The sequence below is a fragment of the Paenibacillus contaminans genome, from assembly GCF_003285015.1.
Classification (GTDB): domain Bacteria; phylum Bacillota; class Bacilli; order Paenibacillales; family NBRC-103111; genus Paenibacillus_V; species Paenibacillus_V contaminans.
In genome coordinates this window covers 57,320-83,356 of the sequence record NZ_QMFB01000032.1, presented here as the reverse complement: position 1 = coordinate 83,356, position 26,037 = coordinate 57,320, and the positions used below count along the sequence as shown (strand labels likewise).

Below are 26,037 nucleotides of genomic sequence, written 5' to 3'. Positions count from 1 at the left end.
GTCACCTCTTCTCCGCGGATATCGACGCTTCTTGCACGCCGCCCATAAACCATGTTTGTCTGAACCGGCTTAGAAATGCCTGCAGCCTCGGGCTTTGCGGACGTTCGAATATTTGTTCGGGCGTCCCCTGCTCCACGATGGAGCCCGCATCCGTAAATATAACGCGATCCGCTATTTCGCCGGCAAAATCCATCTCATGCGTAATTAGCATCATCGCCATGTCTCCCGCTGCGGCCAAATCCTTAATGACGCTTAACACCTCGCCCACCAATTCGGGATCGAGCGCGGAAGTCGCCTCGTCGAACAGCATGACTCTCGGCCGCATGACGACGGCTCTGGCAATGGCTACCCGTTGTTTTTGGCCGCCGGACAGACGGGAAGGGTATTCGTCCACCTTGTCGGACAGTCCGACCTTCTCCAGCATCTCCAATGCGCGTTCGGTCGCTTCGGCCCGGCTCATGCCCTGCACATGGATCAGCGCTTCCGTCACATTCCGCAAAATTGTCATATGGGGAAAGAGATGAAAATGCTGAAACACCATGCCGATCTTGCTTCGCACATTGTGAAGATGCTTTTCGTTCGCGGGGACCAGCTTGCCTTTAACCTTCTGATGCCACAGCAGCTCCCCGTCCACCTCGATCGTACCGGCCGTAGGCTCCTCCAGCGTCATCAGCATCCTCGCCAGCGTCGTTTTGCCGGAGCCGCTCGGGCCGATGACCGCTACCTTTTCGCCGGGATAAATATCCAAGTCGATTTCGTTCAAAACAACCGTAGAGCCATACGATTTGCTTACCTTGCGATACTTGACCACAGGCTCTTGATGCACGCCGTCAGGCGTTCCCCCGCCATGTACCTCATCGTCCATTTTTATCGCTCCTCCCTCCTATTTTCGCTGGAACCGCTTTTCCAGTCTGCCGACAAGCAAGGATGAAGGGTAACTCAACAGGAAAAATAAAAGACCGACAAGCGTAAAGGCCTCCAAATACCGAAACGACCCCGATCCGATCGCTTTCGCCGTTTGTAAAAGCTCGACAAGCGTAATAGCCGACAACAGCGGCGTTTCCTTAAACATCGTAATGAAATAATTGCCCATGACCGGAATGATCGGCGGTACCGCCTGCGGCAAAATGATGTTGGTCCAGGTTCGCCTCTTGCCGAAGTTGAGCGCCTTCGCCGCTTCCCACTGCCCTGCCGGAACGGCATCGATGCCCGAACGAAACACCTCCGACATGTAAGTGCTGTAGTGCAAGCCCAGCCCGAGCACCCCTGCCGCAAACGGCGAGAACGAGATCCCGTACAAGGGAAGCGCGTAAAACAGGAAGAACAGCTGTACAAGCAATGGCGTACTTCTGATGAACTCGATCCAACCCAGAGCCAGGTAAGAGACTGCCTTGTAATTAGATTTTCGAGCCAGCGATAAAGGCAAACCAAGCACGCACGCCGCCGCAAATCCGACGACTGTCGCCGCTATCGTAATCGGCAGCACGTTAGCCAGCTCGGGCAAAATTTGAAAAGCATATGACCAATCCCACATCTACGCTCTCCCCTTTGCGCTTCTGCGTTCCAGGAAACGAATCACCCACGTGAAGGAATACGCAAGAATGAAATACAAGAAGAGCAGCATAGCGAATATTTCCGGCGTCTTCGAGCTGTCGTACGAACGAAGTATCATGCCTTGATAAGTCAAATCCGTTAATGTGATCAAATATACGAGCGAAGTTCCTTTAAGCAGCTCGATCTGCAAATTTCCGAAGGACGGAAGCATAAGCGGCAGCGCTTGCGGAAGAACGACCCGCCGCATCCGCAGCCAAGGGTTCATATTCAGAGCGGTTGCCGCCTCGTATTGGCCTTTGGGCACCGAGACGATCGAGCTGCGCACCACCTCGGAGCCGTAAGCTCCGTAATTCAAGCCGATGGCCGCAATCGCCGCGCTCATGGCCGAAATATGAATGTCCAGCAGGATCGGCAGCGCGAAATAAAGCCAAAACAATTGAACAAGCAAAGACGTCCCTCTAAAAACCTCCACATATACCGTTCCGATCAGCCGCAGGAAACGGGATTTCGACAATCGGAGAAAGCCGGATAAAAATGCGCACAGGACAGCCGCTACGGTAGCCGCCAGCGTAACTTCGATCGTAATAAGCGCGCCGCGCAATAACAGAGGCGTAAATTCCCAAATCGACGTTTGCAGCATCCTTTATTCCTTGGCAAGCTGTTCGGCCGTTTTATCGCCCGGCAGCTCTTGCTCCGTGAAGCCGAATGTTTTCAAAATCTCCAGCAGCTCGCCCGATTCCTTAAGCTTCTCGAGCTCCGCATTAAACGCCTCTCTAAACGCATCGTCCTCCTTGCGGAATGCTGCGGCTCCGTAACCTCTTACGCTCTTGCCGTCGATCTCCGGCTGCGTAAAGTCCATCACGCGCTCGATTCCGTCGTCCTTCGCCGAGTCCAGGACAGCCTGTATGGAAGGCCCCGTCATCGTAACGGCGTGCACGCGCCCCGCCTGCAGCGCCGATATGGCGGACGGCTGATCCGGTACGGTCACGATTTGATTTTGCGCTACGCCAGACTTGGTCAAGTACTCGTTCTCGATAGCTCCGACCATGACGGCTACCTTGACTTCTTTGCTAGCTGCGATATCTTTGTAGCTATGTAAACGTTGAGGATTTCCTTTCTTCACGGCGATCGCTTCGCCGATGCTGTATTCAGGGTTCGCGAAGGAAACTTCCTTGCTGCGTTCCGGGTTGATGAACATGCCTGCGGTAATCACATCGAATCGTTTGGCCTTCAAGCCCGGGATCAAGGACCCGAACTCGGTCAAAACGCCGTTCATTTCGCCGATTCCGATGTTCTTAAGGATCACTCTGGCAATCTCAACGGCCTCACCTGTCAGCTTCCCGTCCGGCGTGGCGTAAGCGTAGGGCTTCTCATTGGCGAAACCTACTGTAACGAAACCTTCCCTTTTGGCTTTCTCGAGCGTGTTTTCCTGATTGGTTGGCTTTTCACCGTTTGCATTTGTTTGGCCGCTTGTGTTTTCGGCAGAGCAGCCCACCAGCATAATGCCCAGTGTTAAACATAGCGCGTACGAAAACAACTTCCTCATCGAAAAACTCCTTTTTACCTTATTTTCGGGGCCCCATATAAGGGTAGCATGATCTTTACGGTTCGATCATCCCGGGTAATCCCTCCTGAGCCTTCCTCAACCCCGCTCTCCTCCGGTGAGGAAAGATTAGCGGATTTATCCAAAAAATCCCTCCCATATCCTCCCCTATGCTGACTAATTCGCAATTTTCAGAAAAATTAGATCGGTGAAGATAATCATAAATAATTAATAAAAGTGAAAGATAAACCTGATTAAATTAATGATTTTGAGCTTTTTTGAATCTTTTTAACGGAAATCGACTGAATTAGGCCAAACAAAAAAAGAGCGCCTTCCGCAGACACGCTGCAAGAAGGCCGCTCTATTCTTTTTCTCCGGTATTAGCTGCCAACGCTATCCCCGATTACAAGTACTTCCCTGTAAAAAAAAGCAGCCCTTCCGCGCAATGCGGTCGGTCTGCTTTTGCACTTACAATCCGGTTGCTTTCGCGTCTGCAAGGACGGTCTGCAGCTCACCGTGAATGCTGCCGTTCGTCGCGATTACGCTGCGGGCTTCAAGCGTGTAAGGCTTGCCCGCCGTATCCGTAATGCGGCCGCCGGCCTCCTGCACAAGCAGGGAGCCTGCCGCTATATCCCATGCGTGCAGCCCGATTTCCCAGAAGCCGGTCAAGCGTCCTGCCGCCACATAAGCCAAATGCAGCGCCGCCGCACCAGCCGTGCGAATATTGCGTACCTTCGGCGCGACCGCTTGAATCCCTGCCAGATTGCAAGGAAGGTTAACCTTCTGGTCGACCGGGAAGCCGGTTGCAATCAAGCCTTCGGAAAGCTTGAGCTCCTGCGAAACGGTCATCCGCTTGCCTTTCACATAAGCGCCCTTCCCTTTCTCCGCTACGAAAAGCTCGTCGCGCGTAGGGTCGTAAACGACGCCGACAATAATCTCGCCCTTATGGGCAAGCGCGATCGACACCGCATAATAAGGGAACCCGTGCACGAAATTCGTCGTGCCGTCCAGCGGGTCGACGATCCACAAATATTCGTCGTCGCGCACTTCCTTAAGCGCTTCTGCGGAAGCCTCCGGTCCCGCCTCGACGCCCTCCTCCCCAAGGAAGGAATGATGGGGAATATGCGTCATAAGCAAGTTGCGTATCATCTTCTCCGAGCCCTTGTCCACTTCCGTAACAAGGTCATGGGAGGAATATTTCAAATCGAGGTTATTGTAATCGCCTAATTTGCTCTTTATCCATTCTCCGGCTTTTGCCGCCGTATTGATGGCAACCGCCGTAAAGCTTTTGCTGCTGACCGTATATGCCGATTTGCCTTCATTCGTCGTCAATGGTATCCACTCTTTCATTCATACTTGCAGAGATGGGCTTTATCCGTCTGCCGCGGCCTTTCCGTTCTATGGAAAATGCCCGAAACTAGTACTGGGAAAGCGTTTTTCCACACAAGTTCAGTATAGTCAAATTACGCTATAATTGCTACGGCGTTTCAACCAAAATTGATCGTAACATGTGACAAATCGGGAAAATGCTCGTAAACCTAAAGACCCGCCGCGATCATCCGGACCGCCAGCACGAACAAAGTAATGCGCAGCAGCCAAAGCAGCCCCTTGCCGCTCATCCGCGATGCGATACGGGCGCCTAGCTTGCCCCCGAACCAGGCTCCCGGCGCCAGCGCGGCTACGGCCAGCCAGTCGACCTCTCCTAATGCGACATGCGTCGCGCTGCCGAGTATGGCCGACAAAAAAATGACGAACATCGAAGTAGCCGTCGCCACATGAGGCGGATACCGAAACAACAAAACCATAAGCGGCACGAAAAGCGAGCCCCCGCCGATACCGAACAAGCCGGAAATAAGCCCGACGCCGACGCCGACTAGCAGCGCAGAAATCACATTATAACCGTAGCGGTGCTCGGTCCCGGACGCATCGACGAGTACTCGTTGTATGCTCCAATCGATATGAACGGGCTTTAAATAATCGCGTGCGACCATCAAGCCGGCCATAAAAAGCATAAAAAAACCGAACGTCAGCTGGAAGGCCGGACCGTTGAACGCCCCGGTGAACGAAGCGCCGAGGATCGAAGCCGGACCGCTTGCGGCAAAATACAGCCATCCGCTGCGAAAATCGACTTTGCCCTGTTTGACATAAGTAACGGTCGAGGCGAGTGCCGTAACGATCAGCACCGTTAACGACGTGCCTACGGCAACGGGACTCGAAATCGTTTCGTTCAGCAGGGCAGGCCCAAGCAGCGTGAGTGCAGGCACGATGATAATGCCGCCCCCGAGACCGACGATGCTGCCGAATGTGGCGGATACGAGACCGATGAGGAACAAGATGACGAAGCCGATGAACAATGGGCTCTACCCCTTTACTGCGCAATGTCTTGACTAGTAGAAAAAGACGAAACCATCCGGTCAAGGGCTCCCCCTCGATAACGGATGGCTCGTTTGCGGTTCGCCATGCTCCCCGCGATCTTATCCTTATACCCCTACGATATGATACCCGTTATCTACATAAATGACTTCGCCGGTAATGCCGCGGGACAGGTTGCTCATGAGGAACATCGCGGTGTCGCCCACCTCGGCGGTTTCGGTCGTGCGGCGAAGTGGCGCTTTTTCTTCGACGGTTCTCAGAATTGAGTTGAAATCCTTGATGCCCTTCGCGGCCAGCGTACGGATCGGACCCGCAGAAATCGCGTTGACGCGGACGTTGTACTGGCCGAGGTCGTTGGCCAAGTAGCGGACGCTCGCCTCGAGCGCGGCTTTGGCGACCCCCATCACGTTATAGTTTTTCATCGCGCGCTCCGCTCCGAGGTAGGTCATCGTCATGATGCTGCCCCCTTCGGTCATAAGCGGATAAATGCGGTTGCTGACGGCAACGAGCGAATAGGCGCTTATATCGTGCGCAAGCGCAAAGCCCGCGCGCGAAGTATCGACGTATAAGCCTTCCAGCTCTTCCGTTTTGGCAAAGGCGATGCTGTGAACATATCCGTGAAGGACGCCGAACCGCTCTTTAAGCGCTGCCGCAAGCGCGTCGATCTCTTCATCGACGGTAACGTTGCAAGGCAGTACGAGCGTTTCGCCCGGAAGCGTTTCCGCAAGCTTGCGCACCCGCTCCTCCACCCGTTCGCTTTCGTATGTAAATGCAAGACGGGCGCCTTGCGCCGCAAGCGATTGTGCAATCGCCCACGCGATGCTGCGATCGTTGGCCACACCCATGACGAGAATATTTTTGCCGGTTAACAATTGACTCATACGAACCGTTCCCCTCTCTCACCAAATTGCCCTCAAGATATACATTCCAGCAAATGAAAAGTACAAGCACGTTCTACCCATCAACGTACCCCATTTTTAACCATTTTTCAAGAGGGAAAGCGGTATTGCAGGCCAAACCTAGCAAATTTCCACCGACGCGTCTCCAAGCGGCCTTACGCCCGGACATCCGCTTACATCACGCATGAGCTGCAGCAGCGCGGCATCTTTCTTTTTGGCCTCCAGCATGACATCCAGCCTCGGCGTTTGCGGGGCGACGGCTTGCAGAAAAGCAAGCAGCGGCTGAGCATCGACATAATCCGCATGTGCGCGAATATCCTTATCGTTCTTAGGGCTCGAGACATGAATTTTGGGCGGGAGCCATGCTTGTCCCGTATCATGCGGATCTGCTCCATCTTCTCCCCACGTTTTCAATATCCGTGTCCAAAGCTCCTCGGCCGACGCGCCTTCGTTATTGACCGCGTGATGATGCAGATCGAGCACCATGGGAACGCCGAGCCGTTCGCAAGCCTCCAGCGTTTCGAGCGCCGTATACGTCTTATCGTCGTTCTCCAGCGTGATTCTCCGCTTGATTCTGTCGTCCAGCTCCTGAAACTGCCGGCAAAACCGTTCGAACGATGCCGTTTTGTCGCCGTAGGTGCCGCCGATATGAATATTGCACTTGGAAGCCTCGTTCAGTCCCATCGCCTCAAGCATCCGCACATGCGTATTCAAATCCTTCACCGAATTTCGCAGCACTACTTCGCGGGGCGTACTTAATACCGTAAAATGATCCGGATGAAAGCTTGTCCGCATGCCGTGCTCGCGCGCATAAGCGCCGATTGCCGCAAACTCCTCCGCCAGAACGGGGAACGGGTCCCAGCCGGCGAGCAGCTCGTGGCCGATCAGCGGGATCAGCTTGGACGAGAAACGGTAAACGCGGATATCATGCGCCCGGTTGTGGCGAAGCAGCCGCAGCGTGTTTTGCAAATTTTCGGCGGCGATCCGTTCCAGCTTGCGAACAGCCGCTTCCCTGTCGGGCAGCTGAGCGAAGCGCGTCGCCGTCATCGTTTTGGACGGGGACGCATTCTCGACTATCGCGGACATAGCAACGTAACCGAATCGTACGATCATCTGGTGAGTGCTCCGTTTCCCGCTTCCGTATAACACCGCCGCCGATCCTTCACAGACACCGGCCATTACTTCAGACGCAGCCTGCGCTCTCGGACGGCAGCTTATTTACGCCAGCATGAAGCCGTTATGCCGCGCATAACGTTAACATCCCCAGACCTGCAAAAATTATGGCTTGTCGCCCGTCAGCCACCATACGCTCGATTACCCCTGCCGTTCGCCGAAAAACATTTCGTGGGCAAGCGCGCTTTGCACTTCAGCCTCCTGAGCGGTCAGCTTGCGCACAAGCTCCATTTCAACCTGCGTCACTTCCTCGCCCTGAAAGTTGATCTCGGCGATCGACGCGATAATGCGCACGATAGCGATCGCTTTGTTCTCGGGCGTATACGCGATGACCTTCTGTCCGGTCGGAAATACGCGGAAGCCGCTTTTGACCATTTTGCCGCGGCCGTATTCGAGCAAATCGTCGAGCTCCTGTTTAGACTTGAATTTACAAACGGAATTGAATTCGGTCTGAAATCCCATTCCAACACCTCCATGGTATATTATCCCGCAAGTACGGGCGGATTAACGCTGCAAGCCGGTCCAGTCATCTTCCGAAGGGCGTAACTACTCGACATCGAAGCTGTAGCGGATCGCTTTCTTCGCTTCATGACGCTCGAGCGCAAGCTCGATCAAGTCGTTCAGCAGCTCGCCGTAAGGCTTGCCCGATTCGGCCCAAAGCATCGGATACATACTGAATGGCGTAAAGCCGGGCATCGTATTGATTTCATTGATGTAGACGCTGCCGTCCGTCTTGTCGAGAAAGAAGTCGACGCGGGACAAGCCCGATCCGTCGATCGCCTCGAATGCGCGAATAGCAAGCGACTGCAGCCGTTCCTTCGTTTCGTCCGGAATTTCTGCGGGGATGATCATTGCGGATTTACCGTCCACATATTTTGCCTTGTAATCGTAGAACTCGTTGGACGACACGATTTCCCCCGGAACCGAAGCTTGAGGCCGGTCGTTGCCGAGCACGCTGACTTCCACCTCGCGCGCATCGATCAGCTCCTCGACGATAACCTTCCTGTCGAATTGGAACGCCTCGGCGACCGCCTTCAGCAGCTCCTCCTGATTGCGCGCCTTCGAAATGCCCACGCTCGAGCCGAGGTTGGCAGGCTTCACGAAGCACGGGTAACCGAGTACCGTCTCGATTTCCATCAAATAAAACGACTGGTTTTTCTCCCACTGCGCCTTCGTAAAATGACGGAACAAGCATTGCGGCAGCCCTTCCTGCGCAAACAGCTTTTTCATCATCACTTTGTCCATGCCCACGGCCGACGCCAGCACGCCTGCTCCTACGTATGGAATGTCGGCCATTTCCAGAAGTCCCTGAATCGTTCCGTCTTCCCCGTACGTTCCATGCAGCAAAGGAAAAACGACGTCGAGCGGACGCCCTTCAGACTTATCGTTTGCGCCCGCCGAGCCGAAGATCGGCGCGATCGCCAGCGGCGACGCTTTACCCGGTTGTCCGCCGCCGTCGGGCAGCGAGGCGAAGGTCAGCTCCTCTTTGGATGCGGCAGGTGCGGTCAGCGCCGGCCCTTGGCGCCATTCGCCCTGCTTTGTAATGTAGAAAGGATGAATTTCATATTTGGCATGGTCAAACGCCTTGATCACGGCGAGCGCGGTTTGCAGCGATACGTCGTGCTCCCCCGATTTGCCCCCGTACACAAGTCCAACCCGGATTTTCTTCGTCATCGGTGCTCCTCCTGTAGGCTTTCCGGCGGAAAGCCCCTGCAATTATGTGGTTTCTCTATTTGCCTCACATTTTGTCGGCGATATGATAGAAGCTGTATTTGGTCCGCTCCGTCCAAGCATAGGAATCGCGGTAATCCCAATAGCGGTGGCGGCTGTTGACCGTATGCGCGTTAACGAGCGGCATGCCGTCGCCGTCGAAGGCGGTAACGATCGTACTGTGCTGGTAGGGTCCCCCCTCCCAGCTGTAGCTTACGACATCGCCTATTTCCAGGTCGCGCGGCGAATCGACCGCCTCCGCGCTAAGTCCGACACGGCTCTTGGAGCCCAAATAGCGGGCGAGCCCGTTGGCGACAGCCCAGCTGTAGCTCCACAGCTCCTGATACCCGTACTTCCCCCGGTACCACCATCCCGAACCTCTTTTTCCAGTATAGTTCATTGGCGCTTCGCCTGCAAAGATGCACTGCGAGACGAAGCTCGAGCAATCCACTTCAAAATGCTCATACTGCGGATTCGCCCCGTTCCACCAGGTTTCCGCGTATTGCCGCACTTTCTCGCGATCGTACGCAATTTGACGGCGCTGCTTTTCCAACTGGGAATTTACGTACCGGTTGTTCAGGAACGGCGTCGATTTGACGACCGTCAGCTCTTCCGAATCGACGGAAAAGACGTCCGAATAAGAATTTCCCGCCCTTGCCCTGCTTTTATTCCCTTGAATGGGAGCTCCGAATTCCATGCCCGCCGCGTCGTCTTCCTGACCGGAATCCGGCCAAGGTGCCGGACGGCTGGACTCGGTTTGCAGAGGAGTCACCTTCGCAATGATCCATCCGCCGCCCCGAAACGACAGCTGAAGACGCTCCCGATCCGACCGGTCTTCGCGGCTTCGGCGCGAGCGGCATTCGTACTGCAGCATCCGGTTCATCTCGATATCGGCGTAAATATGTCCGTCCGCCTCGTTGACGGCCAGCAGCTTCAGCCTCGTTTCATGGCGCAGCGGCTTCAGGTTGCGTTCCATGTGCAGCAGCATCGTCCGGCTTGCTCTCAGGCTCAGCTTCTCCGCGAACGCCTCGTCTCGCACCAAGGACAGAACGGGAGCCGCAGCGTAGTCGAGCTCCATTTGGCTGCGGTTGTGAACATAATCGTACAGCACCGTTTTCCAGCTCAAAGAAGGCACCTCCATAGCGCGCGGGCAGCACATGGCATGCAAGCTCGCCGCAAGTCGTTCTCATCATTATATAAACCATATGAAACCGCACGGCAAAAAATGTTTAGTTCGCTCCCCTTCGGGGGAAGCTATGCTCCGATGCGCAACGAGCCCCTTTGCCGCACCGCCGGCGAAAGCGTCCGCCGCATGCCGCGGCGCGGGTTCCAAAAGCCCGCCGCTGCAGGATTTAGGACGAAAAACAGCCCTTCCGGAAGGCGAAAAGGGGGTTTACGGGACAGCCGTAAAACGGTATACTTATAGTATGGAAATTTGAAATTCGGTTTCATCTGTTGAAACGCCAATATTTCAAATGACTTCATTTCATAAAGGAGGCCAATTGAGATGTCAAAGAAAGACCATTTTTCAGTTAAAAGCTCGCTGGCGGTAAACGGCAAGGATTACGTTTATTACAGCCTGCAAGGTTTGGAAGAAAAAGGACTTGGCGCTATTTCCAAACTTCCTTTTTCCATTAAAGTTCTGCTTGAAGCGGCAATCCGCCAATTCGACGGCAGAGCCATTACGAACGAACATGTAAAACAAATCGCCGGCTGGGCTGAAGGCCGCGACGAGAACAAAGAGATTCCTTTTATCCCTGCACGTATCGTTCTGCAGGACTTTACCGGCGTACCGGTTGTCGTAGACCTCGCGGCAATGCGCGCCACAATGAAACGTACCGGCGGCGACCCTAAACGGATCAACCCGCTCGTTCCAGTAGATCTTGTTATCGACCACTCCGTCATGGTTGACGCTTTCGGCTCCAGCACGGCGCTTGAAACAAACATCAACCTGGAGTTCCAGCGTAACGAAGAACGTTACCGCTTTTTGCGCTGGGCGCAAACGGCGTTCGATAATTTCCGCGCCGTTCCTCCGTCAACGGGTATCGTTCACCAAGTCAACCTGGAGTACCTCGCTTCCGTAGCTGCTACGAAAAATGTAGATGGCGAAACGGAAGTTTATCCGGATTCCCTCGTGGGTACGGACTCCCATACGACGATGATCAACGGTCTCGGCGTAGTCGGCTGGGGCGTCGGCGGCATCGAGGCGGAAGCCGGCATGCTCGGACAACCGCTTTATTTCGTAGCGCCTGAGGTTATCGGCTTCAAGCTGACCGGCAAGCTGGCGGAAGGCTCCACGGCTACCGACCTTGCTCTTACAATTACCCAAATACTCCGCAAAAAAGGCGTAGTAGGCAAATTCGTCGAGTTCTACGGCTCCGGCCTCAGCAACATCAGCTTGGCTGACCGTGCGACGGTTGCCAACATGGCTCCGGAATACGGCGCGACAATCGGCTTCTTCCCTGTCGACAGCGAAACGCTGAACTACCTGCGCGGCACCGGCCGTGAGGAAGAGCAAGTCGCGCTCGTCGAAGCTTACTATAAAGCGCAAGGCATGTTCCGTACGGACGAAACGGCCGATCCGATCTTCACCGACGTGATCGAGCTCGACCTGTCCACAGTCGTGCCTAGCTTGGCTGGTCCTAAACGTCCGCAAGACCGCGTTGAGCTGACTTCGATGAAAGAATCGTTCAACACGATCGTCCGCACGCCGATCGACAAAGGCGGATACGGCCTGAGCGAAGAGAAGCTTGCCGAAACCGTGCAAGTCGAGTACGCGAACGGTTCCGTTCCGATGAAGAACGGCGCTGTCGTCATCGCGGCGATTACAAGCTGTACGAATACATCCAACCCAAGCGTAATGGTCGCTGCAGGTCTTGTAGCGAAGAAAGCCGTCGCGCTCGGACTCCAAAAGCCGGCATACGTGAAGAGCAGCTTGACGCCAGGCTCGCTCGTCGTTACCGACTACCTTACTAAAGCAGGCCTGATCGAGCCGCTCGAAAGCCTCGGCTTCCACGTTGCGGGTTACGGCTGCGCAACTTGTATCGGTAACTCCGGTCCGTTGCCTGACGAAGTAAGCAAAGCGATCGCCGACAACGACATGACCGTTGCAGCCGTCCTTTCCGGTAACCGGAACTTCGAAGGCCGCGTTCATGCTCAAGTGAAAGCCAACTACTTGGCATCGCCGCCGCTTGTCGTCGCTTACGCGCTGGCAGGAACGATCGATATCGATTTGACGAAAGAGCCGATCGGCTACGACGGCAGCAACAACCCTGTTTATCTGAAAGACATCTGGCCATCCAACCAAGAGGTTGCCGACGCCGTTAGCAGTTCCCTTAACGCTGATATGTTCCGCGATAAATACTCGAACGTATTCCGCGCCAACGAGCGCTGGAACGCGATCGACGTACCGGAAGGCGAACTGTACGAGTGGGACGAGAAGTCCACGTACATCGCAGAGCCGCCATTCTTTAAAGATCTTGACACGACTGTAGGCGACATCGCCGAAGTACACGGAGCCAAAGCTCTTGCACTTATGGGCGACTCCGTAACGACCGACCATATCTCCCCTGCCGGCAACATCAAAGCCGACAGCCCGGGCGGTAAGTACCTGATTGAGCACGGCGTGAAGAGAGAAGACTTCAACTCGTACGGCTCCCGTCGCGGTCACCACGAAGTGATGATGCGCGGTACGTTCGCAAACATCCGTATCCGCAACCAAGTGGCTCCGGGAACGGAAGGCGGCGTTACGACATACCTGCCGACAGGCGAAGTCATGTCGATCTACGACGCATCGATGAAATACCAAGCGGAAGGCACGCCGCTTGTCGTTATCGCCGGCAAAGAGTACGGAACAGGCAGCTCCCGCGACTGGGCGGCTAAAGGAACGTTCCTGCTCGGCGTGAAAGCCGTCATCGCCGAAAGCTTCGAGCGTATTCACCGCTCCAACCTCGTCGGCATGGGCGTTCTGCCGCTGCAATTCGCGAACGGCGAAAGCTGGAAATCGCTCGGCATTACGGGAACGGAAACGTTCGACATCGCCGGCATCAACAATGACGTGCAGCCTGGCCAAAAAGTATCCGTTACGGCTACCCGCACGGACGGCACTAGCTTCACGTTCGAAGTGATCGTACGTCTCGACAGCTTGGTCGACGTCGACTACTTCCGCAACGACGGTATTTTGCAAACCGTCCTGCGTCAAATGATGGCTAACAAGTAATCGTACTCCGCAATAAGGCGTTCCCTCCAGCAGAGCTTTCTGCCGGAGGGAACGCCTTTTGTCATTTGTTTGAACGGAAAATGTGACGATTTTGTTGAATCGTTTAGTCACGTTTGACTATATAAGCGGCGATTTGCTAAACTTGTTTTACGGACAGATAGTCACGCATGACTAAATGCTCGCAAAAACTATCATAAAGCGAGGGCGATCCTTATGTACATTGCCGTTAATACGATTGAAGTGCCGAATCCAGACATGATGAAGCCGATGTTCCGCCAAAATGCCGGAATGATGAAGCAATTCGCGGGTTTTGCCGGACTTGAGCTGTGGAGCGATGCAGGCAGTCTGAAGGTCGTTACGCGTTGGGAAAATAAAGAGGCGTTCGAGGCGTACTTGAACAGCGAATTTTTCGCGAAGTCGCATGGCGGCACGCGCGGAGAAGACGCACGGAAGCAAGCGCGCGTAGAATATTTCGACGCGGAAGTGCTGGCAGAATAACAAGCCCATCAGGCGTCATCAGACGTCAGCCGCATGCTATGCGGCAGTCGTCGATCCGTTCGCGCCATAATTGCCTGTCGATGCGAAAATCCCCGTTACAGCCAAGCACTTGGCCGCAACGGGGATTTTTTTAGATTGTCCGGGAGTATTCGGTCTAGCGTTCCGACGATTGCTTCGCAATAGCGGCAATGATAGTGTCCCAATCGTCAAAATGAATCTCATGCCCCGTTCCTTCGAGGGTTAAAAGCGATGCGCCGGGAATGATGCCGGCAAGCGCCAAGCCATGCTCGTAAGGAAGCACGGTATCTTCCGTGCCGTGAATAACAAGCGCGGGCGCCTCGATACCTTCTATTTTTCCCTCATAGTAGGCATCGCCTTTAAGGAGAGCGTGATTAAACATGCTGAGCAGGTTGTTCGCCCTTTTTATTTCCGCTCTTACCTGACGATACGCCCTCTTCTCGTCGAACGTATGCTTCGAGCCGCAGAGCAGCCGCGATCCTGCAACGAGGTAATGCGCGACCGCTTCTTCATCGGACCAGTCCAGCGACGCTCCATTGGCATGGTAAGCCAAAATGCGCTCATCCATCGGCGGCAGCCCGCGGTCGATGTCGTCAGATCCGAAGATGCTCGACATCATCAGCGTGACGGATCTGACTTTGTGCGGATAATTTACCGCCATAATTTGCGCGATCATACCGCCGAGCGACATTCCGACGATGTGGGCCCGTTCGATCCCGTAAGCATCGAGCACGCCGACGGCGTCATCCGCCATGTCGGCTACTTTATAGCCTGAGGTTCCAGGTTCGTAAGCCACGGACCGCCCTACGTCCCGGTTATCGTACCGAATGACGTATCGCCCCGTATCGGCCAGCCGCTCGCAAAACTCCTCGTCCCAGTAAACCATCGAACACATGGCTCCCATTATTAGCAGAACAGCCGGATGCTGCGGATTTCCGAAGCTCTCGGCGCATATATCGATTCCGTTGATGTTGATCATTTTTTCGCTCATGGCGCAATCCCCGTTTCATTCGAATTTGGTTAAAGGCAAACATGCACACTCAAATAAGCCCGTACTCCTCTTATCAAAAAAATGGAGGGGCATAATGAACGCAAACACATCCCATTAACGCAACCGAATGAACTTGATAATCAAAGCAAGCACGCTCCCATGCACATCAAATACGGGCGAGTCGGCCCACTCCTAGTATAACAGGACTTTTACGAAAAAGGTGTAACCAATTCATTTACAGAATCGTCTGTAAAGGAAAAAGGGGGAATACATGTGCGAAGGTTTCTTACGATTGTTTTACTGGGCGTTGCGCTCGCAGGCTGCGGAAGCAAATCGAATCCGAAGCCGCCCGAGGCTGTTCCATCCCCCGTCGCGGATACGACTGTCGGGCAATTGACGGACACCGTCGGCGATCCGGATACGGTACAAAAATCCGCTATGCTATCGCGAGATATGGCGCTAGCCGCCGCCGAAGATTACGGTCCCCGGACCGGCAAATGGTTCGAGGGGGAAAACGGCTTTTCGCTCATTATGTCGATTTCTGCAGGAGAACAGCAGGCAGGCGGCGAGGCCGGAGTCGGGATAGGGAAAGTGCCGGAGGGGCGTTCCGTCCGTTTTCAAATAACAAGCCGGGATCCGAACGGAAAAAGAAAAGAGCTTCTTAAAGAATACGCGGCCGACATCACAAACGCCGTTAACGGGCGGCTTGACTTCTCGTATAAAATGCCTGAGCAGCCGAACGTCAACTACTTGCTCAGCGTAGAAATGTTGTCCCCGGAGAACGCCGTAGAGGACACGCTGATCTCGCCTCTTTTCGTGCCGGCGCATGAGCTCAATGCCCGCCTCGAGGTCGAACAGCCTGCTGCCGGCTCCGAACAAACGAAATTGAAGCTGTACAACGCCGGACCGACCGAATTGTTTTTCGGCTACGGATACGCGATTTTCCGCAAAGAACAGGACGGATGGATGCCTATCCCCGATAACAGAGCGGTTCCCGCCATCGGTATTCATGTAAAACCGGGAGAATCGTTCGAAGAGAATGTTGAGTTCCAACGCAAGCTTGAGCCGGGACAATATCGGCTCGTCAAGCAATTCGACGGGTATATGACCGATCTGAAAGCAAGACTCGCGGCTGATTTCGAGATTCGCTAAGGAATAGCGGCAGTCGGCTTAGGGCAGCTATTGCCCAGCCGGATGCGCGAGCGGCGCCTTTGCCCCCGGGTGCTGCCCTACGGCAAACGCGAAAGCGGCTTCGGAACGCGGGCCTCCGGCTGCTGCTGAGCGGCCGGAAGCAAGACCGGGCACGACCTCCCTGCCTCCCATTAAACCGGGCCCAGGAAGGCCGCCATTTCCGCATTCACCCGATCGGCTAATAGCGAGAACCTTCTCGTTTTACAATTATATTTGCCGGATTTCAACTACAGCTTCCGCAGCAGCACCGATTCGACGGAATGATCCGCCTGTTTTTTGAGGATAAGATGGGCGCGGTATTTCGTCGGCAAAATATTCGCCCGAAGATTAGCCAAGTTAATTTCCTTCCAAATACTTGCGGCTACCGCCTCGCCCTCCTCCTTAGTCAGGCCGCTGTAGCGCTTGAAGTAGGAGGACGGCTGGCGGAACGCCGTTTCGCGGAGCACGTTAAACCGCTCGATATACCAGCGCTCGATATGTTGCTCCCCGGCATCCACGTAAATCGAGAAATCGAAGAAATCCGAGACGAACAGCTGCGGCGCCGAATCCGATTTCCCGACCCGCGGCCCTTGAAGCACGTTCAACCCCTCGACGATCAGGACGTCCGGACGGTCGACCACCTGCTTCTCGTCCTGCAAAATATCGTAGGTCAGATGCGAATATAACGGGCATTCGAGCTGCGGCTTGCCGGATTTGACGTCGATCAGAAAACGAAGCAGCCGCTTGGTGTCGTAGCTTTCCGGAAACCCCTTGCGCCTCATGATGCCGCGCTCCTCCAAAATCCGGTTCGGATATAAAAACCCGTCCGTCGTGACGAGATCCACCTTCGGATGATTCGGCCACCGCGACAACAGCGCTTTCAAGACGCGCGCCGTCGTGCTTTTGCCCACCGCCACGCTGCCTGCAATACCGATAATGTACGGAACCTTCTGCGCTTCGCTGCCGAAAAACGTTTGCGCGGCTCCGTGGAGCTCCTGCGTCGCCTTTACGTACATGTTCAGCAGCCGCGAAAGCGGCAGGTACACATCCTGCACCTCATCCAGCGAAAGCTCGTCGTTCACTCCCCGCAGCTTGCATATGTCATCCGCAGTCAAACTCAGCGGCGTTTGGTCGCGCAGTTTCGCCCAATCTTCCCTCATAAACGCCATATACGGCGTAAAAATTTCATTGCTAATCGGCTTGCCGGCCATCGTTTTTTCTCCCCTTACCCTTCGGACCTTCCGCCCGTCTTCTATTTACGCTTCCTTATGTTGTCTAATTATCCATTCAAGGATGCAGCCAGCCGTACAGCGGCATAAAAGCCAGCGCCGTCACGATGCCTGCGATCGCCATCGCCAGCCCGCCGAGACCGCCCTGCGTCTCGGACTCGCGGATAAGCCGCGCGGTGCCGATGCCGTGAGCGGCCGTTCCGACTGCGACCGCCACAGACAGCTCGCCGCGAATGCCGAGCAGCCTCAGCAGCTCGGGTCCGATCATGCTGCCGAGCAGCCCGGTCAGCACCGTAAAAACGGCCCCCAGCTCCGGAATGCCGCCCGCCTGGCGCACGATTTCGATCGCGATCGGGCTTGTCGCCGATTTCGGCATCATCGTCGCCATCAGCTCCCGCGATCCGCCGAGCAGCCACACGAGAAAGCCGGCGCTGGCGATCGAGCTGAACGAGCCGATCGTGACCGCGGACAGCACCGCGGCCGCATGCCGGCGTATCCGATCGGCTTGCTTATATAGCGGGACGCCGAGCGCGACCGTCGCCGGTCCGAGAAAAAATGCGACGAGGTCGCCGCCTTCTCGGTACGATTCGTACGGCACATCCAGCGCGAGCAGCAGCACGATGAGCCCGCCGGCGCAAACGAACAGCGGATGCAGCCATTTCCAGCGGCGGTGCAGCCGCTGCGCGCCCGCATAGGCGAGAACCGTCGCGGCGACGCCGAACAGCGGCTCTGCGGCCGCAGTCTGCAAAGCAGCGGGCAAGCTCATAAGCCCGGCCCCTCTCCGCTTTGCCCGGGCGTCGGCGTTACGACCCGGCGCTCCCCGCGCTGGAGCAAGGAAGCGACGCCGCCCGTCACGATCAGTCCGACGAACGCGCTGACGACAAGGCTCAGGACGACCGCAAGCCAGCTGCTGCGTATATATGGCATAAACGCCATCGTGCCTACGACGACAGGGGCAAAAAACAGCATCATATGCTTAAGCAAAAACTGCGCCGAAGCCTCGACCCATTCCAGCTTGACGATCTTCAGAAACAATGCGGCCGTAAACAGAATAAGCCCCAGCACATTGGCCGGCAGCGGGATATGAAGCCCTTTTTGCAGCAGCAGTCCGAATAAATGAAAACCAAGCAGAATTGCAATTCCCCGCATTCCCTTTTCCCCTTGCCATCCGAAATTTGCTTCGTCCTTAAGTCTATCAGAATTTCGGAGGAAACGGGGCGTTGATTACACGTTAAGGTTTTCTCCACTATGCGCACGGTTCAGCCCGTAAAGCGGCTACAGCGGCTGCACGTCCGCTCCCAGCGTCACTTGCATGCCGCGGCGAGACAGCTCCACTCCCTCCGGCAGCGGATACGCCTCGCGCACATCCACCCCGTGCGACAAGTGGGTCAAAATCGTCCGTTTCTGCCCCGTCTCGCGAATCAGCTCGAAAGCTTCGGTCATATCGTATACGGAACGTGTTGGCATAGGCGCTTCCTCGTGATAAAAATTCGTTCCGAGCACAAGCAGATCGAGATCGGCCAGCGGCGCTTTTTCCTCCCCCTGCAGATTGATCGCATCGGAGCAGTACGCCCACGCATACCCGCCTTTCTCGAACCGGTACGCGTACGAAAAACCGTTCTTTCCGTGGCATACCTTCCACGGCTTGATGCTCCAGCCGCCGAACGTCATGCCGCCGTCATTCGGATGAACGTTCAGGTTGCGCCGGAGCCAAGGAAATTGCGCGGCTATCGTCTCCAGCACCTCCGAAGGGGCATAGACGTTTCCTTTGCTCCCGAGCCACCGGCAGGCGTCGGCCCACTCCGGCAGGCCCCCAATATGATCGAAATGCGCATGCGTAACAAGCGCGTGATCAATGCCTCTGCAGCCGATCCCTTCCATTTGCCCGGTCCAATCCGGTCCGCAATCGAGCAGCAGATCGCCGGCTTCGGTGTGTATCATGACGGACGAGCGAAGTCTCCGGTTCAGGCCGGTCCGCCTCGCCTCCCCGCATACTCCGCAAGCGCAGTAAACGCGGGGAACCCCCATCGAATCGCCGTTTCCCAGAAACGTAAAGCTTTCCATCGCAAACCCCCGGGTTCATATGTCGTTGGTTATCGTTCATTTTAACATGCAAAAAGCGTCTAATTTTCATTACCCATTCCATGATCGGCGGTAACGCTTCACCGAGACGAACTTCATACCGTATGCCGCTGCAATAACGTACAGCCGCTTCCACGTTGACTCGGATTAACTTTTTTCCACCCGGAGGTGCGTAATTCCTCTATTTTTCACAAAAGCGGCCGAAATAATGGTATTATCTTGGAAAACGGCGCAAGTCCGGCATAGCCTCGGTGCCTTGGCCAGGAGATTGGAGGGGTAACGCCATGCAATATGCAATCGAGCAGGCCGCTATCGGGCACAAGCTTGTCCTCCGGCATCTGCTGGAGCTTTATACGTACGACATGAGCGGCTATGAGGCGCTAAACGTCGATGAGCACGGGCTGTACGGCTACCGCTATCTGGATCATTACTGGACGGAGACGGGAAGGTTCGCCTTTCTGCTGAAAGCGGACGGCCATTGGGCGGGGTTCGCCCTCATACGATCGATCGGCGAGGAAGCGGACGGAGCGGACATATATTCGATGGCGGAATTTTTCATCATGAAACATTACCGTCATAAAGGACTTGGCGAAAGGCTCGCCGTCGCGATGTTCGACCGTTTTCCCGGCAAATGGAAGGTCGGCCAGATGGAAGCGAATGTGCCGGCCCAGGCTTTTTGGCGTTCCGTCATCGGCAGCTACACGAACGGCAATTACGCGGAGATCCGGGAGAGCGGCTGGGACGGCCCTATCCAGACGTTCATAAGCGGCTCTCGAAGCGAGCGGACCGGCGGCGGACACCCTACTCCAACCCCTCCGTCGGCCAGAACGACCGAAACGATTCCCGCCAAGCTGAAACCGTGGGATGAAATCCGCATCGTCGCACCGTCCAAAAGCATGTCGCGTCTCCTTCCCGAGCACGTCGCACTGGCCAAACAGCGGCTCGAGCAGCTCGGCTTGCGCGTCACGTTCGGCAAACACGTCATGGAAACGGACGCCTTCGATTCATCAACGGTCGAAACCCGGATCGCCGATCTGCACGACGCCTTCCGCGATCCGAACGTCAAAGGTATATTAGCCGTTCTTGGCGGCGAAAACTGTAACCAGCTGCTTCGCCGCCTCGATTATGCGCTTATTCGCGAAAATCCCAAAATCCTTTGCGGATATTCGGATATTACGGCGCTCGGCAATGCGATTGCCGCCAAGGCCGGACTCGTCACCTATTCCGGCCCCAACTTCTCGAGCTTCGCCATGCCGGAGGGACTTTCCTATACGAGAGAAGGCTTCGTCAGATGCCTCATGCAGGAAGCGCCCTTCGAGATCCGCCCCGCTGCGGTTTGGAGCGACGATCCTTGGTACCGTTCCGACGCCCCGCGCACGTTTATTCCAAACGACGGATGGACCGTCATCCAACCGGGAGAAGCGACCGGCAAAATAATCGGCGGCAATCTGTGCACGCTTAATCTGCTCCAGGGAACCGAGTTTATGCCTTCGCTTGACGGGAGCGTTCTATTCGTGGAGGATGATTATATCGTGTCTCCGGAAACGTTCGACCGCGATCTCCAGTCGCTCATCCATCAGCCCGGCTTCGAGGGGGTTAAGGGCATCGTCATCGGCCGCTTCCAAATCGGCTCCCGCATGACGCCGGACAAGCTGGCCGCAATCGTCCGGAGCAAGCCGGAGCTGGCCGGCATTCCGGTCATCGCCGACGTCGATTTCGGACATACGACGCCGCAGCTCACCTTCCCGATCGGCGGGACGGCGGCGCTCGCCGCTCCGGACGGGGAAGAGGGAGCGAAGCTGACTATCGTCGATCACTAAGACAGTTTGAAAAGCGGCCTTTTTACACTCGCACTACCATAGAGGAGGTCCCCGGCATGCGGGAAAGCTCAACGATCGTTTTGACCGATCTGGACGGTACGCTGCTTCGTTCGGACGCGACGCTTTCCGAATATACGAAGCGGACGCTGACTGCGGCCATCCGGCAGGGAATCCCGGTCAGCTATGCGACGGCCAGAAGCTATACAAGCTCGAGCAGCGTCGTCTCGGCCATTCCATGGAACGCCCCGCTCGTTCTTTATAACGGAGCGCTTCTGTTCGATCCGGTTCGCAGAAAGGTTCTGGAGGGCTTCTGGCTGGAGCCCGCAACGGCGAATGCGATCATCGGGCTGGGCAAGCGGCGGCAGCTGACGCCTTATTTGTTCGCGCTGGACCATGAGGATACGGAACGCGTTCTGCACGAACCGATCGTCAGATGGGGCGAGCGGCAATTTTTCAACAGCCGGCAGGGGGATCCGCGCTTTCGGGAGGTGGAAACGCTGGCCTGTCCGGAAACGTTCCGGACGCTCGGCGTCACTTACATCGGGCTCCACGAAGAGCTGGAGCCGCTTCGTCAGGAGCTCTCGGAAACGTTCGGGAAAGGCCTGCATCTCCATTATACGAAGGACCCCTACATCGATAATCATTACTTCCTTGAGGCCAGCCACCCGAAAGCGAATAAACGCGAAGGCGCCGCCTTATGGGCTCGTTACATGAACGTCGATCCCGCCCATATTACGGCATTCGGCGACAACCTGAACGACGTCGGCCTGTTCGAAGCGGCAGGAACGCGCATCGCCGTAGCCAATGCGCAGGAACGGCTGAAGCAGATGGCCGACCGGATCGTCGAGAGCAACGATGAAGACGGCGTAGCGCGCTATATCGCCGGGCTGCTGCTTGACGGCGAGCAGCCGGAGTAAGCGGAAGCGCTAAACATATTTTGCAGACGGCCCGGCATCGCAGCAAACGGCACCGGCTCCCGGCTTCCACGTGCCGCAGCAGCGGTACGGGGCTGCGAAACTGCCGCCTCGTGTTCAAGGCGGCATCGGGTACAACCTTTACAAGAAAGGACGGAGAAGCTATGGCATATGCATTCGCCATCGAACCAAGCACGTACAACGCCTTCGAGAACGAGGAGGCGCAAATCGATCAATGCAAGGAATGGGGCTTGCTATCGGAGAAGGCTGTCAAGACCAAAGCGTTCTTCTATAAAGGAAACGGAATGAATATCGCCTGCAGCATTATCGGGCTTGTCGATCATATAACGGCGGTCATCCAGTTCGACAACAAGCAGCTGCACTGCATCCACCCCTCGTTCCTGAAGGAGATGCAGGCGGCGAATTATGGCCAGAAGCTCGCGGCTGCAGCCGATGAAGCCGCCGATCAGGAATCGGAGCCGGCCGAGCCCGAGACGGCGAAGGAAGAAGCGCCGCCCGCAGCGGCAGCGGAAGCAAAACCCGAGAAGCCGCAAACCGACAAGCCTGCAAAGGAGAAAACCAAAAAGGAGAAAACGCAGAAGCTCCAGCTTCCCGAGGAAAAAGTCAAAATGACCGCGATCGTCAAGGAATTTACGACGGTTCCGAACCATTTCTCCGATACCGACGATGAAGTCGTCATCTACGAAGCGGTTTGCATCGAGGAGCCTGCCGTCGAAGTCGGCGCCGCCTGGTCCAGCCATAGCGCCACGCTCAAAAAACAGGAGCTGGAAGTCGGGGACAAAATAACGTTTGAGGGCAAAATCGTAGCCAAAAAGCTTACGAAAAATCCGGTTCCTTACAAAATCAACAATCCGGCGAAAATCCAAAAGCAAAACTGAGGGTCCGCCGCTGCCGCCGACCAATCCGATTGTGCGCCGGCAGCGAACCGGCTCCCTCTACATAAGCATCGCGCCCATGCGGGAAGCAAACTCCACCACTTGCGGGGCATGCTCCCGCATTTTTTCCGCCGTCAGCCGGTTGGCCGGCCCGGAAACCGCGATCGCCGCAACCAGCTTATGCGCGTGATTGAAGATCGGCGCCGCAATAGCCGCGGCGCCGGGCTCGCGCTCCTCGATGCTCGTCGCGAAGCCGAGCTCGCGCGTCTCGTGCAGCTGCTGAGCGTACGCTTGCCTGTCCAGCCACGCCGGCCAATCGGCAGCCTGCAGCACATGCGCTTCGATGTTCGACTCAGCGAACGCGACAAGCACCTTGCTCGACGCGCCGACGTACAGCGGCAGCCGGGCCCCGACCGGCGCGTAACGCCTGATCGGCTGGTTGCTCTGCACGGCCTGCACCCGCACGCGCTCCAAGCCGTCGCGCACGTACAAGCTGACCGTCTCGCCGATCAAGTCGCGAAGCTTCTCCATCTCCGGCAGCAGCAGCACCTCTGGATCGTTGCTCTGCGACATATTGGCGCTCAGCTCAAATATGCGGAAGCCGAGCTTATACCGCTCCGTAGCCGCATTGCGGATGACGAAGCCTTTCCCTTCAAGCGAAGCGAGCAGCCGGTGTACCGTACTTTTATGCAAATCTACGCGTGCCGCAATTTCCGTCAAACTTAAATCCGTCGTTTCCCGGAAGCAAAGCAATATATCAAGGGCGCGTTCCACCGCCCGTACCGTTAATTTGGCGTCTTCCATCCGCGCCGCCTTCCTCTCCATCCCGCAATATGTTTCATCACATGAAACTCGGTTTACATTTAGTATACCCGATCCGGCGGCAAAGCGTAAAGCTTATTGCAGCATGATACGGGTAATCCCGCAAACCCATCGCATGAACGGCGAAATCGCCGTCAAAGCCCTCTTCAAAGACGCTCCCGGCCCACGCTCGATTTGCCGTAAACGCCGTTAATGAAACCGTATAACTATACCGATATAAACTCTTATAGGGTTAATAGGAGAACGACGGCTGGTCAGCTATTTCACATTCGCGGTACAACTTAGACTTCACAAGCAAAGGGCGGTGTAAATGATGGAACAGCAGCTGCTGAATCAACTGCAGCATTTGCAGGACGCTTACTCGAATGTTTGCGGATTGTGCATGACCATTACGGATGCAGGCGGCAGGTGCTTAACGGAAAGAACGGTGCCTCAGATCGCAGCTCATCTTCTGGCGGAGCATTTTCTGCCTCAGCAGCAGCCTCTGATGCATATTTTGAAGGATGTTTCGAACATCAACAAACCGATCGTCTACCAAATCCAGTCCGGCTTCAAGATCATGATCTCCCCCATTAAAGTAAACGGCGTGAACGAAGCATACATATGGGCGGGCGTCATCATCGAAAAGCAAAACAGGGCGCTTATCCAGCGCGCGCTTATTAGCGGCAGCGCAAACGCCGATCAGCTCAGGGAGGCCGTTGCACTAACCCCCGATACGTCGGAGGGCCAGAAGCAAGCTATGCTGGAGAAGCTCGCGCAAATGACGGAAATTGCCTCCACCCTCCTTCATCAAGCGTACTTATTGGAGACGTATGACGATCACATTCACAGAATCAACGATTTTTTGCACCGCGAATGTACGACCTTGCAGCCTCGCGTTCTTCTGGAGCAGATGACGCAAACCTTAAGCTTGGATTTCGCCGGATATGCCGGATTCCTGGAGAACGAACGCTTTCGCATTACCGATACGGCAGGCGGCACCTTGTACGAGCAGCTGAACGGCGGCGAATTTTCCCTTGGCGAAGGCTTTCTCGGCCAAGCCGGGCTTACGGGAACGATGCGGCGCTGGGAGCATATCGCATGGGACCCGCGAACGGACTTTTTCACGGAGCGCGGGGTGCATCCCAACGAGCTGATCTGTTTTCCGGTTAAAATCAAAAACAAGCTCAGAGGCGTTCTCTTCGGCGGCATCGTTTCCGAAGCGGCGGCTTCCCCCCACAGACTTGCCCTCGGCAGCCTGCTGATGAATGCGTTCACGGCCAAGCTGGATGCTTTTCTTCAGGAAGAAATGAAAAACAGGCAGACGGCACGCCTCTCGCTGCTGCTCGAAATCGCTCAGGCGATGGCGGAAAGCGTCGATCTGCGCACGATTTTGCACATGCTGGCCGATGTAAGCGTCACCCTCGTACAGGGAACGTATGCTTGCGTCGTCATCAAACGGCCCGGCGAGTCCAATCAGGCGCATGTCGTATCCAAAAAGCTAAACGCCGAGCAAATCGAGAAATACGCCAAGTCGATATCGAGGCGATATTTTGCCAAGCAGCCGCAAGCTCTTCCTTCCCGCACGCCCGTTTTGTTGGAAAATGAATGGAGCCGATTTATTTTTGAATTCCCTCTTATTTGCAGAGGAGAAGTGATCGGCGTTCTCGCCGTCGGGCTGGATGACGCGGAGACTTGCGAGCAGCAGCGCCCCTTCCTTACCGCTCTATCGCTCATGGGGGAGGTTTTCCTTCAGCGAAGCTGGGCCGACTCCGCCAAGGATCACTCGCATAATGCCGCACATCCGCTTTCAGGCATTCCTAAGGAAGCTCCGCCCGCCATGTTTTACGACAGCGCGCTCACCCCGCGGGAGAAGGAAGTGCTCGCTCTGGTCATGAAAGGGATGAGCAATTTGCAAATCGCCCAGAAGCTGTTCATAAGCGCACATACCGTAAAAAATCATATTACGAAAATTTACGAGAAGCTTGGCGTCACCGACCGCACGCAAGCGATGGCCAAAATTTATGCGACGGGGGAACAGCAGCGCCGCGCTTAATCGGCTTAATCTCAACATGATGGACCGAGAAACCGGTTTGCCGCCAAGGCAGACCGGTTTTTCCCGTTCCCGTTATCCGGCCGGACGGGAG

24 protein-coding genes and 1 pseudogene are annotated in these 26,037 nt (G+C 55.7%); 8 read left to right on the top strand and 17 right to left on the bottom strand.

What is annotated here, in order from left to right; all coding sequences use genetic code 11:
• Position 1: 1 nt before the first annotated feature.
• The 11 genes from ehuA to DQG23_RS34335 all read right to left on the bottom strand — a co-directional run bounded on the left by ehuA (position 2) and on the right by DQG23_RS34335 (position 10,378).
• Positions 2-865, bottom strand: coding sequence for an ectoine/hydroxyectoine ABC transporter ATP-binding protein EhuA (gene ehuA / locus DQG23_RS34385; RefSeq protein WP_113035566.1), 864 nt, complete (start codon positions 863-865; stop codon positions 2-4).
• A gap of 18 nt (positions 866-883) precedes the next feature.
• Positions 884-1,534, bottom strand: a complete 651-nt coding sequence (gene ehuD, locus DQG23_RS34380) for an ectoine/hydroxyectoine ABC transporter permease subunit EhuD (protein ID WP_113035565.1) — start codon at positions 1,532-1,534, stop codon at positions 884-886.
• Positions 1,535-2,194 (bottom strand): ectoine/hydroxyectoine ABC transporter permease subunit EhuC, encoded by a 660-nt coding sequence (gene ehuC / locus DQG23_RS34375; RefSeq protein WP_113035564.1) that lies wholly within the window; start codon positions 2,192-2,194, stop codon positions 1,535-1,537.
• Positions 2,195-2,197: 3 nt separating this feature from the next.
• On the bottom strand, positions 2,198-3,100 hold the full coding sequence (gene ehuB / locus DQG23_RS34370; protein WP_113035563.1) for an ectoine/hydroxyectoine ABC transporter substrate-binding protein EhuB: 903 nt from the start codon (positions 3,098-3,100) through the stop codon (positions 2,198-2,200).
• 465 nt (positions 3,101-3,565) lie between these two features.
• Complete coding sequence (locus DQG23_RS34365) at positions 3,566-4,429, bottom strand: inositol monophosphatase family protein (protein ID WP_238178171.1); 864 nt, start codon at positions 4,427-4,429, stop codon at positions 3,566-3,568.
• Between the two features lie 206 nt (positions 4,430-4,635).
• Complete coding sequence (locus tag DQG23_RS34360; RefSeq protein ID WP_113035561.1) at positions 4,636-5,451, bottom strand: sulfite exporter TauE/SafE family protein; 816 nt, start codon at positions 5,449-5,451, stop codon at positions 4,636-4,638.
• A 126-nt stretch (positions 5,452-5,577) separates the two neighbouring features.
• Positions 5,578-6,351: an enoyl-ACP reductase FabI gene (gene fabI / locus DQG23_RS34355; protein WP_113035560.1), complete on the bottom strand. Its 774-nt coding sequence runs from the start codon at positions 6,349-6,351 to the stop codon at positions 5,578-5,580.
• A gap of 138 nt (positions 6,352-6,489) precedes the next feature.
• On the bottom strand, positions 6,490-7,482 hold the full coding sequence (gene uvsE, locus DQG23_RS34350) for a UV DNA damage repair endonuclease UvsE (protein WP_113035559.1): 993 nt from the start codon (positions 7,480-7,482) through the stop codon (positions 6,490-6,492).
• A gap of 201 nt (positions 7,483-7,683) precedes the next feature.
• Complete coding sequence (locus DQG23_RS34345) at positions 7,684-8,004, bottom strand: hypothetical protein (protein WP_113035558.1); 321 nt, start codon at positions 8,002-8,004, stop codon at positions 7,684-7,686.
• A gap of 84 nt (positions 8,005-8,088) precedes the next feature.
• Positions 8,089-9,216 (bottom strand): D-alanine--D-alanine ligase, encoded by a 1,128-nt coding sequence (locus DQG23_RS34340; protein WP_113035557.1) that lies wholly within the window; start codon positions 9,214-9,216, stop codon positions 8,089-8,091.
• A gap of 64 nt (positions 9,217-9,280) precedes the next feature.
• On the bottom strand, positions 9,281-10,378 hold the full coding sequence (locus DQG23_RS34335) for an amidase domain-containing protein (protein ID WP_238178170.1): 1,098 nt from the start codon (positions 10,376-10,378) through the stop codon (positions 9,281-9,283).
• Between the two features lie 381 nt (positions 10,379-10,759).
• Here DQG23_RS34335 and acnA point away from each other — a divergent pair, with 381 nt between their 5' ends.
• Positions 10,760-13,471, top strand: coding sequence for an aconitate hydratase AcnA (gene acnA / locus DQG23_RS34325; RefSeq protein WP_113035555.1), 2,712 nt, complete (start codon positions 10,760-10,762; stop codon positions 13,469-13,471).
• A 213-nt stretch (positions 13,472-13,684) separates the two neighbouring features.
• Positions 13,685-13,969, top strand: coding sequence for an antibiotic biosynthesis monooxygenase family protein (locus tag DQG23_RS34320; RefSeq protein ID WP_113035554.1), 285 nt, complete (start codon positions 13,685-13,687; stop codon positions 13,967-13,969).
• Between the two features lie 154 nt (positions 13,970-14,123).
• Here DQG23_RS34320 and mle read toward each other — a convergent pair whose 3' ends face one another.
• Positions 14,124-14,978 (bottom strand): alpha/beta fold macrolide esterase, encoded by an 855-nt coding sequence (mle, locus tag DQG23_RS34315; RefSeq protein WP_113035553.1) that lies wholly within the window; start codon positions 14,976-14,978, stop codon positions 14,124-14,126.
• Positions 14,979-15,251: 273 nt separating this feature from the next.
• Here mle and DQG23_RS34310 point away from each other — a divergent pair, with 273 nt between their 5' ends.
• Positions 15,252-16,130, top strand: a complete 879-nt coding sequence (locus DQG23_RS34310) for an immunoglobulin-like domain-containing protein (protein ID WP_113035552.1) — start codon at positions 15,252-15,254, stop codon at positions 16,128-16,130.
• 266 nt (positions 16,131-16,396) lie between these two features.
• On the opposite strand, the gene coaA is transcribed toward DQG23_RS34310, so the two are convergent.
• The 4 genes from coaA to DQG23_RS34290 all read right to left on the bottom strand — a co-directional run bounded on the left by coaA (position 16,397) and on the right by DQG23_RS34290 (position 19,441).
• Positions 16,397-17,359: a type I pantothenate kinase gene (gene coaA, locus DQG23_RS34305; RefSeq protein ID WP_113035551.1), complete on the bottom strand. Its 963-nt coding sequence runs from the start codon at positions 17,357-17,359 to the stop codon at positions 16,397-16,399.
• A gap of 76 nt (positions 17,360-17,435) precedes the next feature.
• Positions 17,436-18,143 (bottom strand): LrgB family protein, encoded by a 708-nt coding sequence (locus DQG23_RS34300; RefSeq protein WP_113035550.1) that lies wholly within the window; start codon positions 18,141-18,143, stop codon positions 17,436-17,438.
• Positions 18,140-18,526 (bottom strand): CidA/LrgA family protein, encoded by a 387-nt coding sequence (locus DQG23_RS34295; protein WP_113035549.1) that lies wholly within the window; start codon positions 18,524-18,526, stop codon positions 18,140-18,142. Before DQG23_RS34295 ends, DQG23_RS34300 begins: the two co-directional genes overlap by 4 nt.
• Positions 18,527-18,652: 126 nt before the next feature.
• Entirely contained in the window at positions 18,653-19,441 is a 789-nt protein-coding gene (locus DQG23_RS34290; protein WP_113035548.1) for an MBL fold metallo-hydrolase, read from the bottom strand.
• A 302-nt stretch (positions 19,442-19,743) separates the two neighbouring features.
• Between DQG23_RS34290 and DQG23_RS43235 the strand changes: the two are divergent.
• The 4 genes and pseudogenes from DQG23_RS43235 to DQG23_RS34275 form a co-directional block, all read left to right on the top strand.
• A pseudogene (locus tag DQG23_RS43235) lies at positions 19,744-20,130 on the top strand (GNAT family N-acetyltransferase); the annotation flags it as partial.
• A gap of 168 nt (positions 20,131-20,298) precedes the next feature.
• Complete coding sequence (locus DQG23_RS43230; RefSeq protein WP_272949086.1) at positions 20,299-21,279, top strand: S66 family peptidase; 981 nt, start codon at positions 20,299-20,301, stop codon at positions 21,277-21,279.
• 56 nt (positions 21,280-21,335) lie between these two features.
• Positions 21,336-22,196 (top strand): HAD-IIB family hydrolase, encoded by an 861-nt coding sequence (locus DQG23_RS34280; protein WP_113035547.1) that lies wholly within the window; start codon positions 21,336-21,338, stop codon positions 22,194-22,196.
• Between the two features lie 161 nt (positions 22,197-22,357).
• Positions 22,358-23,092, top strand: coding sequence for a hypothetical protein (locus DQG23_RS34275; RefSeq protein WP_113035592.1), 735 nt, complete (start codon positions 22,358-22,360; stop codon positions 23,090-23,092).
• Positions 23,093-23,149: 57 nt separating this feature from the next.
• On the opposite strand, the gene DQG23_RS34270 is transcribed toward DQG23_RS34275, so the two are convergent.
• Complete coding sequence (locus tag DQG23_RS34270) at positions 23,150-23,893, bottom strand: IclR family transcriptional regulator (RefSeq protein ID WP_113035546.1); 744 nt, start codon at positions 23,891-23,893, stop codon at positions 23,150-23,152.
• Between the two features lie 328 nt (positions 23,894-24,221).
• Between DQG23_RS34270 and DQG23_RS34265 the strand changes: the two genes are divergently transcribed.
• Entirely contained in the window at positions 24,222-25,946 is a 1,725-nt protein-coding gene (locus DQG23_RS34265) for a LuxR C-terminal-related transcriptional regulator (RefSeq protein WP_113035545.1), read from the top strand.
• The last annotated feature ends 91 nt before the right edge of the window (positions 25,947-26,037 follow it).